Source organism: Actinoplanes sp. GCM10030250 (assembly GCF_042666575.1).
Lineage (GTDB): Bacteria > Actinomycetota > Actinomycetes > Mycobacteriales > Micromonosporaceae > Actinoplanes.
In genome coordinates, this window is the sequence record NZ_JBHTDO010000033.1 from 17,229 (window position 1) to 32,192 (window position 14,964).

Annotated in this window: 11 protein-coding genes; 9 read left to right on the forward strand and 2 right to left on the reverse strand. The window is 70.4% G+C overall.

What is annotated here, in order from left to right; translation table 11 throughout:
* Positions 1-121: 121 nt before the first annotated feature.
* Positions 122-2,404, forward strand: a complete 2,283-nt coding sequence (locus tag ACFQV6_RS33110) for a putative bifunctional diguanylate cyclase/phosphodiesterase (protein WP_378031584.1) — start codon at positions 122-124, stop codon at positions 2,402-2,404.
* Positions 2,405-2,510: 106 nt separating this feature from the next.
* Here ACFQV6_RS33110 and ACFQV6_RS33115 read toward each other — a convergent pair whose 3' ends face one another.
* Positions 2,511-3,131: an acyltransferase gene (locus tag ACFQV6_RS33115; RefSeq protein ID WP_378031585.1), complete on the reverse strand. Its 621-nt coding sequence runs from the start codon at positions 3,129-3,131 to the stop codon at positions 2,511-2,513.
* Positions 3,132-3,504: 373 nt separating this feature from the next.
* Between ACFQV6_RS33115 and ACFQV6_RS33120 the strand changes: the two genes are divergently transcribed.
* The 8 genes from ACFQV6_RS33120 (at position 3,505) to ACFQV6_RS33155 (ending at position 14,624) form a co-directional block, all read left to right on the forward strand.
* Complete coding sequence (locus ACFQV6_RS33120; protein WP_378031586.1) at positions 3,505-4,584, forward strand: Gfo/Idh/MocA family protein; 1,080 nt, start codon at positions 3,505-3,507, stop codon at positions 4,582-4,584.
* On the forward strand, positions 4,581-5,546 hold the full coding sequence (locus ACFQV6_RS33125) for an NAD-dependent epimerase/dehydratase family protein (protein WP_378031587.1): 966 nt from the start codon (positions 4,581-4,583) through the stop codon (positions 5,544-5,546). Before ACFQV6_RS33120 ends, ACFQV6_RS33125 begins: the two co-directional genes overlap by 4 nt.
* Before the next feature lie 8 nt (positions 5,547-5,554).
* Positions 5,555-6,667, forward strand: coding sequence for a DegT/DnrJ/EryC1/StrS family aminotransferase (locus ACFQV6_RS33130; RefSeq protein ID WP_378031588.1), 1,113 nt, complete (start codon positions 5,555-5,557; stop codon positions 6,665-6,667).
* Positions 6,664-7,293 carry an acetyltransferase gene (locus ACFQV6_RS33135; protein WP_378031589.1) on the forward strand — a complete coding sequence of 210 codons (630 nt, stop codon included), beginning with the start codon at positions 6,664-6,666 and terminating at the stop codon, positions 7,291-7,293. The genes ACFQV6_RS33130 and ACFQV6_RS33135 overlap by 4 nt, the downstream gene beginning before the upstream one ends.
* Before the next feature lie 10 nt (positions 7,294-7,303).
* Entirely contained in the window at positions 7,304-8,401 is a 1,098-nt protein-coding gene (locus ACFQV6_RS33140; RefSeq protein ID WP_378031590.1) for a DegT/DnrJ/EryC1/StrS family aminotransferase, read from the forward strand.
* Between the two features lie 13 nt (positions 8,402-8,414).
* Positions 8,415-9,662, forward strand: coding sequence for an MFS transporter (locus ACFQV6_RS33145; protein WP_378031591.1), 1,248 nt, complete (start codon positions 8,415-8,417; stop codon positions 9,660-9,662).
* The gene (locus ACFQV6_RS33150; protein ID WP_378031592.1) at positions 9,659-10,678 is read left to right on the forward strand and encodes a TolB family protein; all 1,020 of its coding nucleotides are present in this window, start codon (positions 9,659-9,661) and stop codon (positions 10,676-10,678) included. Before ACFQV6_RS33145 ends, ACFQV6_RS33150 begins: the two co-directional genes overlap by 4 nt.
* A 259-nt stretch (positions 10,679-10,937) precedes the next feature.
* A complete protein-coding gene (locus ACFQV6_RS33155; protein ID WP_378031593.1) occupies positions 10,938-14,624 on the forward strand; it encodes a DUF4082 domain-containing protein in 3,687 nt (1,228 codons plus the stop codon).
* A 64-nt stretch (positions 14,625-14,688) separates the two neighbouring features.
* Here the strand turns inward: ACFQV6_RS33155 and ACFQV6_RS33160 are convergent, their stop codons facing one another.
* A complete protein-coding gene (locus ACFQV6_RS33160) occupies positions 14,689-14,949 on the reverse strand; it encodes an acyl carrier protein (protein WP_378031594.1) in 261 nt (86 codons plus the stop codon).
* Between the last annotated feature and the right edge of the window lie 15 nt (positions 14,950-14,964).

Sequence of the window (14,964 nt, forward strand, 5' to 3'; positions counted from 1 at the left end):
GGCCGCTGACCGGGAACCAGCGGTCTCGGCTGCCGAGCCTCGCGCTTGCCTCGTCCGCTAATGGGGGCGTGCCGGGCGCTGACCGGCTCAAGAATTTGGCGGGTCGTCCGATAGGTCGGTTATGCGGACTGTCGGGGAGCCACCGCGGCGTGCGAGCGCGCCGTGGTGGCTCCTCGGCGCCCTGCTCGCCGTGCACGCCGTGGTGTGCGTGCTCACCGACGCGGGCTCCGATGTCGGTGACAGCCTGTTCGCGGCGGGGCTCAACGCCGCCCTGTACCTGCTGCCCAGCCTGATGGTCGCGGCCCGGGCACGGCGGGCGCTGGGGCCGGCCCGCCACGCGTGGATGTTCCTGGCCGCGGGCATGCTGGCCTACAGCGCCGGCAACCTGTACTGGTACCTCGCCATCCGCCCGCTCGACCCGGAGCCGATGATGTCGGCGGCCGACCCGATGTGGCTGGCGTTCTACCCGTGTTTCGCGCTCACGCTGGTGCTGATGCTGCGCCACCGGCTGCCGAAGCTGAGCACACCGGCGCTGCTGGACGGGCTGATCGCCGCCGGTGCCGTCTCCGCGCTGGTGTCCGTGCCGGTGCTGGCGCTGATCGTTCCGGCACCGCACTCGACGCTGACCGGGATCCTGGTCAACGCCGCCTATCCGCTCTCCGACATCGCCGTGACGGGCTGCCTGCTGGGCGCCTGGGCGCTGTGCGGGTGGCGCGCCGGGCGGGTGCTGGCGCTGCTGATCGCGGGCATGGGCCTGTTCGCGCTCGCCGACGCGGCCACCATGGTGCTGCTGTGGCAGGGGTCGGGCAACGCGGCCTGGCTGGAGATCCTGTACACGGTCGGTGTGGCGCTGCTGGCGCTCGCGGCTCACCAGCCGGAACACTCCAGCGCGGTCAACGGCCGGCCCGACATGCTGCTGAGCACCGCGCTGCCGGCCGCGCTGGCGTCCCTGTGCCTGGGCCTGCTGCTCTACGCGTCCCTCTCACCGGGTTCGGTGGAACCGGTCAGCAGCATCCTCGCCGGGGTGGCGATCACCGCGGCGATCATCCGGATGATGGTCAGTGTGCGCAGCGCCGAGGCGCTCGGTACGGCCCGCCGCCAGGCGCGGACCGACGAGCTGACCGGGCTGGCGAACCGGCGGTTCTTCGTCGAGCACCTGGACGAGCAGCTCACCGGGCGCGACGACGTGGTGGCGGTGGCGTTCGTCGACCTGGACCGGTTCAAGGAGGTCAACGACAGCTTCGGTCACGACGTCGGTGACAACCTGCTGCGGCTGGTCGGCGCCCGGATGCGCGACTCGATCGCCAAGGAGGTGATGCTGGCCCGGCTCGGTGGTGACGAGTTCGGCCTGATCATGCCGGGGATGGGCAGCGCGGAGGCGGGTGTGGTGGTGGAGGCGCTGGTGCGGACCCTGCGGGAGCCGTTCGCGCTGCCCGAGGTCGACCTGCACGTGGACGCGAGCATCGGCATCGCGGTCTGCCCCGACGACGGCACCGACCGGTCCACCCTGTTGCGCCGGGCGGACGTGGCGATGTACGCGGCCAAGACCGGTCACGGCGGGCCTGCGTTCGCGACCGGGCTCGACGATCACGCGCGGGCCCGCCTCACCATGCTGGAGGAGTTGCGCGCCGGGCTGGGCCGCGACGAGCTGGTACTGCACTACCAGCCGAAGGTGACGGCTGACACGGCCCTGCGGGTGTGCGGGGTGGAGGCGCTGGTGCGCTGGCAGCACCCGGAAAAGGGGCTGATCTATCCGGACGCCTTCCTCTACACCGCGGAGAGCGCGGACCTGATGAACCGGATCACGGCCATGGTGCTGGACCTCGCCTGCCGGCAGATCCGGACCTGGCACGACGAGGGCCTGCCGATCTCGGTGGCGGTCAACCTGTCCGTCTCGAACCTGCGCGACCCGTCGTTCCCCGGTCAGGTCGCGGCCCTTCTCGACCGGTACGGCCTACCCGCGCACGCTCTCGAGCTGGAGGTCACCGAGAGCGTGCTGATGACCGACGCCGACACCGCTCTGGCCCAGCTGGGTGCCCTGCGGGAGATGGGCATCCGGCTCGCGGTCGACGACTACGGAACCGGGTACTCCAGCCTGAGCTACCTGCGGGTGCTGCCGGTGGACGATCTGAAGCTCGACCGTTCGTTCGTGAGCCGCTGTGTGACCGATCCGCGCAGCGCGGCGATCGTGCACAGCACCATCCAGCTGGCGCACCGGCTCGGCATGCGGATCGTCGCCGAGGGCGTCGAGGACATGGAGACTCTAGGCCGGTTGGAGAGTTACGGCTGCGATCTGGCGCAGGGGTACGGCATCGCCCGCCCCCACGACGCGGCCACCACCACCGCGTGGCTGCACGAGCACGAGATCGCCCGGGAGCACATGGTCCTGCCCGCCGCGGGCTGACGAGCTGACCAGCTCGACCCGGCAGCTCAGCCCGGCGGCGGCGGCACAGGCGTGAGTGGGCACACGGCCGCTTCGGCCACCCGGGGACTGTTCGTGTCTCGTACCCTCAAAGGTTCTTCTCTGCCAGTCGCCCGTCGCTCTCGGTGTATTCGGCGCCGGTCTGCGGGCAGACCCACACGCCGTCGCCTTTCGCGGTGAGCGGATGCCCCGCCCGGCCGACCCAGCCGACGCGGCGTGCCGGAACGCCCACAACCAGGGCGAAGTCGGGAATGTCCTTGGTGACCACCGCACCGGCGGCAACAAGCGCCCATCGTCCGATGGTGACCGGGGCGATGCAGACGGCACGTGCGCCGATCGAGGCACCGTCACCGATGGTGACGCCGACAGCTGTCCAGTCGTCGCCGGTCTTGAGGCGGCCGTCGGGGGTGACGGCTCGCGGGTATTCGTCGTTGGTGAGCACGGCGGCCGGCCCGACGAACACGCCGTCGCCGAGGCGGGCCGGTTCGTAGACGAGTGCGTGGTTCTGCAGCTTGACGTTGTCGCCGGCGACAACGCCGGGACCGATGTAGGCGCCGCGGCCGATGTTGCAGCCGGTGCCCAGGACGGCGCCCTCGCGGATCTGGGCGAGATGCCAGATTCGCGTGCCCTGGCCGATTTCGGCCCGCGGGTCGACGTCGGCGGTGGGTGCGACAGTCACGCCGTCGCGGGCGGGCACTGCCTCGGTCATGGTGGTCCTTCCCGGCGGTTCGACGGCCGTTCGAAGGCCGCTCGATGGCCGTGACGATGGGCCGTTCGATGAGCGGTCAGGGTAGACGTGATCATGATCGCAGCGGTGTCAGGAAGGCGACGGCGGCCGATAAGTCGGTCCGTTGGGCGGCATGCCCGCTGGCCGAGCGGTGCATCGGTTATGGCCGAAGGTATCGCGTGACCCTCCCGGCTTCGCCGGAATTCCGTCAGCAGCCTGGCGGCAGGCGGCGACGTATCGATAGCGTTCCGGCGGAGCCGCGTCGGCACCCTCCACCATGCACGATCCACTTCATGCAGGAACGACATCGACGTGGCCGAACTCCCGACGAAGCTGCGGCTTCCAGACGAAACGGATGTCTGTGACTCCTCCGCCTCCCGCTCCCGGCAACCCGATCGGTATCGCTGTCGTCGGGGCCGGTTACTGGGGCCCCAACCTCGTCCGCAACTTCCAGGGCAGCCCGGCTTTCCGGCTGCAGTGGCTGTGCGACCTCGACGTCGAGCGCGCCGAGCGGGTCCTCGGTGGCTACTCCACCGTCAAGGTCTCCGCCGACCTCGACGAGGTCCTGGCCGATCCCGAGGTGCACGCCGTCGCCATCGCCACCCCGGCCGGGACCCACCTGCCGGTCGCCGTGGCCGCGCTGAAGGCCGGCAAGCACGTGCTGGTCGAGAAGCCCCTGGCCGCCACCCACGAGGAGGGCCTCCTGCTCGTCGAGGAGGCGGACCGGCGCGGGCTGACGCTGATGTGCGACCACACCTACTGCTACACCCCGGCGGTGCTGCGCATCCGCGAGATGCTGCACGCCGGCGATCTGGGCGAACTGCACTTCCTGGACTCGGTGCGGATCAACCTGGGCCTGGTCCAGCGCGACATCGACGTGGTGTGGGACCTGGCGCCGCACGACCTGTCGATCCTGGACTTCGTGCTTCCGCCGCAGGTGCGCCCGGTCGCGGTCGCCGCGCACGGTGCCGACGGCATCGGCGCCGGACGGGCCTGCGTGGCCTATCTCACCCTGCAGCTCAGCAACGGCTCGATCGCGCACATCCACGTCAACTGGCTGTCGCCGGTGAAGGTTCGCACCACGATCATCGGCGGTTCGAAGCGGACGCTGGTGTGGGACGACCTGAACCCCAGCCAGCGGCTTTCCCTGTACGACAGGGGTGTCGACGTGGCCTCGCCGGACGAGCTCGAGGACGAGCAGCGGCGCGACATTCTCATCTCGTACCGGTCCGGCGACATGGTGGCCCCGGCGCTGACCGAGCGGGAGGCATTGCGGACCATGGTCGACGAGTACGCGCGGGCCATCACCACCGGCACGCCGGCGCTCACCGACGGCCGGTCCGGGCTGCGGGTGCTGGAGATCCTGCAGGCCGCCTCGCGCAGCCTGGCCGAAGGCGGAACCATGATCAAGCTCAACGAAGGGCACGTGGCGTGACTGGCGTACAGATCGAGGGCGCACGCGCTCTCGTCACCGGCGGAGCGGGCACCATCGGCTCGCACGTCGTCGACGAACTGGTCCGCGGCGGGGCCGCCGAGATCGTGGTCCTGGACAACTTCGTCCGTGGCCGGCGGGACAATCTGGAGTGGGCGCTGGCAAATGGCCCGGTTCGTCTCGTCGAGGGCGACATCCGCGATGTTGATCTCGTGCGTTCGGTTACGACGGACAAGGACCTGGTCTTCCACCTGGCCGCGATCCGCATCACGCAGTGCGCGGAGGAGCCGCGGCTCGCGAACGAGGTGCTCGTCGACGGCACGTTCAACGTGATCGAGGCGGCTGCCGAGGCGGGCGTCAAGAAGCTCATCGCGTCGTCGTCGGCGTCGGTCTACGGGCTGGCCGAGGAGTTCCCGACCACCGAGCGGCACCACCCGTACAACAACGACACGTTCTACGGTGCGGCGAAGGCGTTCAACGAGGCGACGCTGCGCAGCTTCCACGCCATGAAGGGCCTGGACTACGTCGCGCTGCGCTACTTCAACGTGTACGGCCCGCGGATGGACATCCACGGCCTCTACACCGAGGTGCTGATCCGCTGGATGGAGCGCATCGCGTCGGGCAAGCCGCCGCTGATCCTCGGTGACGGCCTGGCGACGATGGACTTCGTGCACGTGGCGGACATCGCGCGCGCCAACATCCTGGCCGCCCGCGCCGACGTCACCGACGAGGTGTTCAACATCGCCAGCAGCACCGAGACCAGCCTCAAGGACCTGGCCGCGGCGCTCAGCGCGGTGATGAAGTCGGACCTGGCTCCCGAGCACGGTCCGGCGCGTGCGGTCAACGGCGTGACGCGCCGGCTGGCCGACACCAGCGCGGCCTTCGACCGGCTGGGCTGGAAGGCCGAGCTCAGCCTCACCCAGGGCCTGGAGGGTCTTGTCGACTGGTGGCGGTCGTCCAAATGATCCCGGTGATGATTCCCCAGCTGGGTGAGGAAGAGGCGCAGGCCGCGGCCGAGGCGGTCCGCTCCGGCTGGGTCGCGCAGGGCCCGCGGGTGGCCCGCTTCGAGTCCGACTTCGCAACCGCCGTCGGCGCCGGTCACGGCGTCGCGGTGTCGTCCTGCACCACCGGCCTGCACCTGGCCCTGGTACTGCTCGACATTCAGCCGGGCGACGAGGTGATCGTGCCGTCGCTGTCGTTCATCGCGACCGCCAACGCAGTCCGCTACGTGGGTGCGACGCCGGTCTTCGCCGACGTCGACCTGGCGACCGGCAACGTCACCACCGAGACGATCGACGCGGTGCGCACCCCGCGCACCCGGGCGGTCATCGCGGTGCACCAGGGCGGCGTGCCGTTCGACACGGTCGCGCTGCGCAAGGCGGCCGACGACTGGGGCATCGGCCTGGTCGAGGACGCCGCGTGTGCGGCCGGCTCCACGGCGTACGGTCAGCCCACCGGCACCGGCGCCCGGATCGCGGCCTGGTCCTTCCACCCGCGCAAGCTGATCACCACCGGTGAGGGTGGCATGGTCACCGTGGACTCGCCGGACGACGCGGCCCGGCTCAAGCGGCTCCGCGAGCACGGCATGAACGTGTCCGCCGCCGACCGGCACGCCAGCAAGCAGCCGGTGCTCGAGGCCTACCTGGAGACCGCCTACAACTACCGGATGACCGACATCCAGGCGGCCGTCGGGCTCGTGCAGCTCGGCCGCCTGGCCGGTCTGGTCGCCCAGCGCCGCGAGCTCGCCGCCCGCTACCACGAGTTGCTGGCCGGCATCGACGGCCTGGTCCCGGTGCGTGACCCGGCGTACGGGCAGACCAACTACCAGTCGTTCTGGGTGCTGCTCGACGGTTTCCCGGTGAGCCGCGACGAGGTCCTCACCGAGCTGGCCGCCCGGGGCGTGTCGGCGCGGCGGGGCATCATGGCCGCCCACCTGGAACCGGCCTACGCGGGGATGACCTCGGCACCACTGCCGGTGACCGAGCGGATCACCCGCGAGTCGCTGATCCTGCCGCTGCACCACAAACTGACCGATGACGACCAGCAGCACATCGTCGGTGTCCTGCGGGAGCTGGCCGGCAGGTGAAAGACCTGGTCATCGTCGGAGCGGGCGGCTTCGCCCGGGAGACGGCCTCGGCAGCGGCCGCCGCCGGGTGGCAGGTGCGGGGCTTCGTCGACGACGACCTCGCCCTGCACGGGACCGTCCGCTCCGGCCTGCCGATCCTCGGCCCGGTCGACAGCGTGCTGACATCCGATGCCGCCGTCGTGGTGTGCGTGGGCAACCCGCGCAACTTCACCGCGCGGCAGCGCATCGTCGAACGGCTCGGCCTGCCCGACGGCCGGTGGGCCACCGTCGTGCACCCGGGCGCCGACGTCGGCGCGGGCAGCACCGTCGGACCGGGCAGCGTGCTGCTCGCCGGGGCGGTGCTGACCGCTGACGTCATCGTGGGTGCGCACGTGGCGGTCATGCCGCAGGCCGTGCTGACCCACGACGACCGGATCGGTGACTACGCCACCATCGCCTCCGGCGTCCGGCTGGGCGGCGGGGCGGTCCTGGCGACCGGCGCGTACGTCGGTGCCGGCGCCCTGATCCGCGAGGGCGTCACCGTCGGCGCGTGGTCGCTGGTCGGCATGGGCGCGGTGGTGCTGCACGACGTGCCGCCGGCCGAGGTCTGGGCCGGCAACCCCGCTCGTTTCTTGCGCAAACTTTAAAAGGAGTCCCATGAGCCGCATCCCGCTTGTCGACCTGGCCGCCGCCCACGCCGAGGTGGCCGACGAGGTCGAAGCCGGGTTCAAGCGCATCATCGCCGAGACCGCCTTCATCGGCGGTGCCGAGGTGGCCGCGTTCGAGCAGGAGTACGCGGCCTTCTCCGGCCTGCCGCACTGCGTCGGCGTCGCCAACGGCACCGACGCCCTCGAGCTGGCGTTCAAGGCCGTCGGCGTGGGCCCCGGCACCGAGGTGATCCTGCCGGCGAACACGTTCATCGCCACCGCCGAGGCGGTCGCCCGCACCGGCGGCACGGTGGTGCTGGTCGACTGCGACCCGGACACCTATCTCATCGACGTCGACGCCGCGCTCGCCGCGGTCACACCGGCCACCCGGGCGATCGCGCCGGTGCACCTCTACGGTCAGCTCGCCCCGGTCGAGCAGCTGCGCGCCGGCCTCGGTGACCGCGACGTCGTGATCGTCGAGGACGCCGCGCAGTCGCAGGGCGCCACCCGGCACGGTGCCGGCTCCGGCGTGGACGGGATCGCCGCCACCAGCTTCTACCCGGGTAAGAACCTGGGCGCCTACGGCGACGCGGGCGCGGTCACCACCGCCTCCGAGGAGTGGGCGACCACGGTCCGGACTCTGGGCAGCCACGGCGGCCTCCGCAAGTACCACCACGATTTGGTCGGTGTGAACAGCCGGCTCGACGGCCTCCAGGCGGTCGTGCTGCGCGCCAAACTGGCCCGGCTCGCCGGGTGGAACGAGCGCCGCCGGGCCGCCGCCGCCCGCTACCACGAGCTGCTGGCCGGTCTCGACGACGTGGTGCTGCCGGTGACGCTGGACGGCAACGAGCACGTCTGGCACATCTACTGCGTCCGCGTCCCGAACCGTGACGACGTGCTGGCCAAGCTCAACGCCGCGGGTGTCGGCGCGGCCATCCACTACCCGATCCCGGTGCACCGGACCGGCGCGTTCGCCGCGCTGGGCGGGTCCTTCCCGAACGCCGAGGTCGTCGCACCGCAGATCCTGTCCCTGCCGATCTACCCGCAGATCACCCCGGACCAGCAGGCCCGGGTGGCCGAGGCACTGACCACCGCTCTGCACAGCTAGTTAGGACTCCACCGTGTATGTGACGTTGCGCGACCGGCCTGGCGCAGGCGATCAACCACCGGTCGGCCGCACCGTCAAGCGCGTCTCCTCGACCGTCGTGCTGCTCGGCGTGGTGAGCCTGCTGACCGATGTCTCCTCGGAGATGGTCGCGTCGGTGCTGCCGCTCTATCTCACCGCGGCGGTCGGGCTGAGCCCGGTCGCGTACGGCTTCCTGGACGGCATGTACCAGGGCGTCAGTGCGTTCCTGCGGATCGCCGGCGGCTACGCCGGCGACCGCGGGGGTCAGCCCAAGTGGGTGGCGGTGCTGGGGTACGGCGTATCGGCGCTCAGCCGCATCGCCATGCTCGCCGCCACCGGCTTCGCCGCCATCACCGCCGTGGTGACCGCCGACCGCCTGGGCAAAGGGCTGCGTACGGCTCCCCGCGACGCGCTGATCGCCGAGGCGTCCGACCCGAAGACGCTGGGCCGCGCGTTCGGCGTGCACCGCACGCTGGACACGATCGGGGCGGCCCTCGGCCCACTGGTGGCGTTCGCGCTGCTGGCCGCCGTTCCGGGCAGCTACGACTCGATCTGGGTGGTGTCGTTCGCCTTCGCCATGGTCGGCGTGGCGGTCCTGGTCCTGTTCGTGCCGAACCTTCGCACCGCCGCCGGCACCGCCCGGATCGGCCTGCGGCGCACCATGCGCGCGGTGGCCGGCCGCTCCCTGCGCCGCCCGCTGCTGGCCGCCGGTGTGCTCGGCCTGCTGACCGTCGGCGACGGTTTCCTCTATCTCGCCCTGCAGGAGCGCGACGACTTCGCCGCCATCTACTTCCCGCTGCTCTACGTCGGCACGAACATCGCCTACCTGGCCCTGGCCGTGCCGATGGGCCGGCTCGCCGACCGGGTGGGCCGGGCCCGCGTGCTGGTGGCCGGGCACGGCGCGCTGCTCAGCGCCTATCTGCTCGCGGCCCTGCCGGCCGGCGGGATCGGCCTCACCCTCGGTGTCCTGCTCCTGCTCGGTGTCTTCTACGCGGCCACCGACGGGGTGCTGCCCGCCCTGGTCAGCCGCCTGATCCCGGCCGAGGCGCGGGGCAGCGGCATCGCGGCCGCGCAGACCGTGGTGGCGCTGGCCCGGTTCGCGTCGTCGCTCACCTTCGGCCTGCTGTGGAGCCTGCGGGGGCCGACCTGGTCGCTGTGGCTGTTCGCGGGCCTGCTGGCCGTCGCGATCCCGGCGATCGGCCTGCTGCTGCGCGGCATCGACCGGGCGGAGGCTGCCGCGTGAGTGCCCGGCTGCGTATCACCCTGCTGGCCGCGGTGCTGGTGCTCGCGCTGCTCGGCTCGGTGGGTTACGTGTGGCAGGTCCGGCAGGACCAGGCCGCCACGCTGGCCTCCGCACCGGCCGTGGCGCAGGGCGGCGACCTGGCGTCGTTGCGCACCCAGCCGCACATCGTCTTCCGCAGCACGGCGCTGGGCCAGGGGTACGGGCAGGTGGCGGCGGTGCCGCTGAGCGACCCGGCCGGGCCCCGCGCGGTCACACCGGTCTCCTGCGAGCGGGTGTACGCGACACGCGAGGACGCCATCTGCCTGTCCGCGGAACGTGGGCTGGTCACCACGTACCGGGCGCAGCTGCTGGACAGCTCCTGGGCGCCGATCCGGGACCTTCCGCTGACCGGGCTGCCGAGCCGGGCCAGGCTGTCCCGGGACGGCTCACTGGTCGCGACCACCACGTTCGTCTTCGGTGACTCCTACGCCAACCCGGGACAGTTCTCCACCCGGACGGTCGTGACCCGCACCGACGGTGAGGTCGTCGGCGACATCGAGAAGTTCAAGCTGGTCGTCGACGGCCGGGTGCTCGGCGCCGCGGACAAGAACCTCTGGGGTGTCACGTTCACCGGCGACAACGACCGCTTCTACGCCACCGCCGCGTCCGGCGGCCGGACGTGGCTCGTGGAAGGCAGTCTCAGCAGGCGCACGGTCACCTCGATCCGCGGCGACGTAGAGTGTCCCTCGCTCTCCCCCGACGGGACGCGGATCGCTTTCAAGAAGCACGGTGACCTGCCGGCCGGAAAGTGGCGCCTGGCCGTCTACGACCTTCGGACCGGAACGGAAACGGTGCTCGCGGAAACCCGCAATGTGGACGATCAGGCCGAGTGGCTCGACGATTCCACGATTGTCTATGGATTGTCGCGTACGGCCGACGGCTCGGCGTCGAGCGACGTCTGGCGGGTGCCGGCCGACGGTTCCGGAAAGCCGGAAGTGCTGATCAGCGATGCGTGGTCCCCGGCCGTCGTTCGGTGAGGTAAGAGACCACTTATAGGATCCGATGCAGCCGAACGGATGATCCAAAACATCCGGGTGGCGTCCATGTTGGAAGCCCTCACCGATGTTTGAGCAACGCTCGATCTTCTATTTTCCAGACGCACCACCGGCTACCCACCGGCGAATCGTGCGGTTTTGATTTCTTTTGAAAGGTTGGTGTCCGGCAGAAATGGACAATGTGGGGGCGAAGCCGGTGGTACCTGGGGCAGCCGGCGCCCCGATGTCAGAAGATCGACACTTGATCCGCCGACCACGACGGTGGTTCAAGAAACCGTTGCTCGCCGGCCTGGTCGCCGCGAGCCTGGTGTCGGCCTCGCTGATCGGCGGCTCCATGCCCGCCGCCGCGGAGGCCTGCGACACCAACCCGATCGTCTGCGAAAACGCCAAGGACGGCAACGCCTCCTCCGAGTGGGAGATCGACGGCGCCGGTGACCACACGATCCAGGGTTTCGCCACCGACATCAGCGTGAACTCCGGTCAGCGGATCGACTTCAAGGTCAAGACCGAGGCCTCGTCGTACACCATCAAGGTCTACCGGCTCGGCTGGTACGACGGCGACGGCGCCCGCTTCATCACCGACGTCGAGCCGGTGGTGACCACGCCGCAGCCGGAGAACTGCGTCTCCGACGAGGACCTCCAGCTGCTCGACTGCGGCAACTGGCACGTCTCGGCGCACTGGAACGTGCCCGCCAGCCAGGTCTCCGGCATCTACATCGCCCGGCTCAAGCGCACGGACATCACCACCACCGAGGCCAGCCACATCACGTTCGTGGTGCGCAACGACGCCAGCACCTCGGACCTGTACTTCAAGACCTCCGACGCGACCTGGCAGGCCTACAACCTGTACGGCGGCGCCGACTTCTACGACGCGCCGGTCAACGGCCGGGCGCTCAAGCTCAGCTACAACCGCCCGTTCGCGACCCGGGGCGCGGCCTCCGGCCGGGACTTCCTGTTCAGCAACGAATATCCGATGCTGCGGTTCCTCGAGCGCAACGGGTACGACGTCAGCTACACCACCGACGTCGACACCGACCGGCACGGCGAGCTGATCAAACGGCACAAGACGTTCCTCTCGGTCGGCCACGACGAGTACTGGTCCGGAGCACAGCGGGCCCACGTCGAGGCGGCCCGCGACGCCGGGGTGAACCTGGCGTTCTTCAGCGGCAACGAGGTCTACTGGCGGACCCGCTGGGAGACCAGCAAGGACGGCAACGGCACCCCGTACCGGACCCTGGTCTGCTACAAGGAGACCTGGGGCAAGGCGAAGATCGACGAGACCTCCCCGGAGTGGACCGGCACCTGGCGTGACCCGCGGTTCGCCACCCAGGAGAACGGCGGCGGCCTGCCGGAGAACGCGCTGACCGGCACCGCCTACATGGCCAACTACACCGACCTGGCCCTGAAGGTGCCTGCCGAGCAGGGCAAGCTGCGCCTGTGGCGGCACACCGGCCTGGACGAGCTCGCCTCCGGGACGACGGCCACGCTGGCGCCGCACACCATCGGTTACGAATCCGACGAGGACCTGGACAACGGCTTCCGCCCGCCGGGCCTGATCCGGCTGTCCACGACGACCGGGCCGACCCCGGAGTATCTGCTGGACTTCGGCAACACCACCACCGGTGGCACCACCACGCACCACCTCACGATGTACAAGGCCGCCAGCGGCGCCCTGGTCTTCGGTGCGGGCACCGTGCAGTGGGCCTGGGGCCTGGACGAGAAGCACGACGGCGTGGTCGAGCCGGCTGACAAGAAGATGCAGCAGGCGACCGTCAACCTGCTCGCCGACATGGACGCCCAGCCGCTGACGCTGATGAGCACCCTGCACGCGACGACCGAGTCGAACGACGCGCAGGCGCCGGCCGTGACCATCACGAGCCCGGCGAACAACACGAAGGTGACGAACGGCTCGCAGGTCACCCTGCAGGGCACGGCCACCGACGCGGGCGGCGGCAAGGTCGCGGGCGTCGAGGTCTCCACCGACTCGGGCGCCAGCTGGCACCCGGCCGACGGGACCACGTCCTGGTCGTACAGCTTCTACACGACCGGCGCGGGACTCCAGGCGGTCCGGGTGCGGGCAATCGACGACAGCGCCAACATCCAGGAGCCGTCGACGGTGGTGACGCTGAAGCTCAGCGGACCCACCACGATCTTCGGCAACCGGGTGCCGGCCGAGCCCGCGGTGGACGACACCGCGGCGATCGAGCCGGGCATCCGGTTCACCGCGACCGACGACGGCTACATCACCGGCATCCGCTTCTACAAGGGCGCCGGCAACACCGGTACGCATACCGGAAGCCTCTGGTCGGCCGACGGCGACCGGCTGGCCACCGGCTCGTTCTCCGGTGAGAGCAGCGCGGGCTGGCAGAAGCTGGTCTTCGAGGACCCGGAGCCGGTCACCAAGAACACCGTCTACGTCGCGTCGTACACCGCACCGAACGGGCACTACGCGGCCGACGGCGCGGCGTTCAGCCTGACCGGGGTGGACTCGTCGCCGCTGAACGTGCCGAAGGCGACGCTCACCCAGGGCAACGGCGTCTTCGCCTACAACCAGGGCTTCCCGACGCACTCCTACAACGCCACGAACTACTACGTGGACGTCACGTTCATCTCCGCCGACAAGGGCGCACCGGCACCGGTCTCCCTGTCGCCGGTGAACAACGCCACTGTCGTGCCGGTCAGCGCTGAACCGTCGGTGAAGTTCAGCCGGCCGCTCGACCCGGCCACGATCGAGTTCGGGCTGAAGACGGCCGCCGGGGTCGTCGTACCCGGCGCGTTCTCCTACGAGGCCGACGCCAAGCGGGTCACGTTCTCGCCGAGCGTGCCCCTGGAGGTGTCGACGAAGTACACGGCCACCGTCCTCGCCAGCGACACCGGCGGGACACCGAGCGACGAGCCGACGGTGTGGTCGTTCACCACCGACGCGTCCGCCGCGATCCACACGCTGTTCCCGGACGACGCCACGCCGGCCGTGGCGGCGGACAGCGACACCAGCGCGATCGAGCTGGGCGTCAAGTTCACCCCCACCAAGAACGGCAAGGTGGTCGGGGTGCGCTTCTACCAAGGACCGGGCAACGGCGGTACGCACACGGGGACCCTGTGGTCACCGACCGGTGGCGTCATGGCGCGGGCGACGTTCTCCGGTGAGACCGGGTCCGGATGGCAGGACGTCCGGTTCGACTCGGCGATCACGGTGACCGCCGGGACGACCTACACGGTGTCGTACCACGCACCGCAGGGCCGCTACTCGGCCACACCGGGGTTCTTCAACTCGCTGTGGACCCGGGGTCCGCTGACCACACCGGCGACGACCGCCAACGGCGTCTACCGGTACGGTGCGAACGCCTGGCCGACGGCCTCGTACGGCGCGACCAACTACTGGGTCGACCCGCTGTTCGTGGCTGACGCGGGCTCCGGCCCGGACCCGGATCCGGAGCCGACACCGACCGCCGGCGCCGGCACGGTCGGTATCTTCGCGCCGGACGCGACCCCGGACCACGCCAACTGGGACGACACCGACTCGATCGAGGTCGGCGTGAAGTTCACGTCGGACGTCGCGGGCAAGGTCACCGGGATGCGGTTCTACAAGGGCCCGCAGAACACCGGCATCCACACCGGCACGGTCTGGAACAGCGCCGGTACCGCGGTGGGCAGCGGGCCGTTCACGAACGAGACGGCCTCCGGATGGCAGAGCATCACGTTCAACCCGGCGGTGACCATCACGCCGGGCGAGACGTACACGGTGTCGTACTGGTCGTCCACCGGCCGGTACGCGGTGAACCTGAACCAGTTCGCCGGCCAGGGCTTCGACCACCCGCCGCTGCACGTACCGGCCAACGGTGGTGTCTTCCGCGCCGGGGAGGGGTTCCCGCAGACCGCGACGAACCACAACTTCTGGGTCGACGTGAAGTTCAAGCCGAACGACTGAGCGGGTAACTGAAGAAGGCCCGCACCCGCGAGGGTGTGGGCCTTCTTTCTCGGCGGGTGGCGCGTCAGGCGACCTTGGAGTCGATCAGGGCGGCCAGCGAGCTGAGCGTGTCGAACACCTCGGCGGTGACCTCGTCGTCGTCGACGGTCACCCCGAACCTCTCCTCCAGGGCGGCGACCAGCTCCAGCACCGCCATCGAGTCCAGCTCGGGCAGGTTGCCGAGAAGCTGGGTGCCGGCGTCGATCGTCGCGGCGCGGTCCTCGATGCCGAGGACGGACACCAGCACCGCCTTGACGTCGTCGATCGTGGTACCGGTCAGGGCCATGGACTTATCTCCTTC

Coding starts and splice junctions, on each gene's coding strand:
- ACFQV6_RS33160 (WP_378031594.1), bottom strand. CDS start 14,949: ATGGCCCTGACCGGTACCACGATCGACGACGTCAAGGCGGTGCTGGTG.
- ACFQV6_RS33110 (WP_378031584.1), top strand. CDS start 122: ATGCGGACTGTCGGGGAGCCACCGCGGCGTGCGAGCGCGCCGTGGTGG.
- ACFQV6_RS33115 (WP_378031585.1), bottom strand. CDS start 3,131: ATGACCGAGGCAGTGCCCGCCCGCGACGGCGTGACTGTCGCACCCACC.
- ACFQV6_RS33130 (WP_378031588.1), top strand. CDS start 5,555: ATGATTCCCCAGCTGGGTGAGGAAGAGGCGCAGGCCGCGGCCGAGGCG.
- ACFQV6_RS33140 (WP_378031590.1), top strand. CDS start 7,304: ATGAGCCGCATCCCGCTTGTCGACCTGGCCGCCGCCCACGCCGAGGTG.
- ACFQV6_RS33120 (WP_378031586.1), top strand. CDS start 3,505: ATGTCTGTGACTCCTCCGCCTCCCGCTCCCGGCAACCCGATCGGTATC.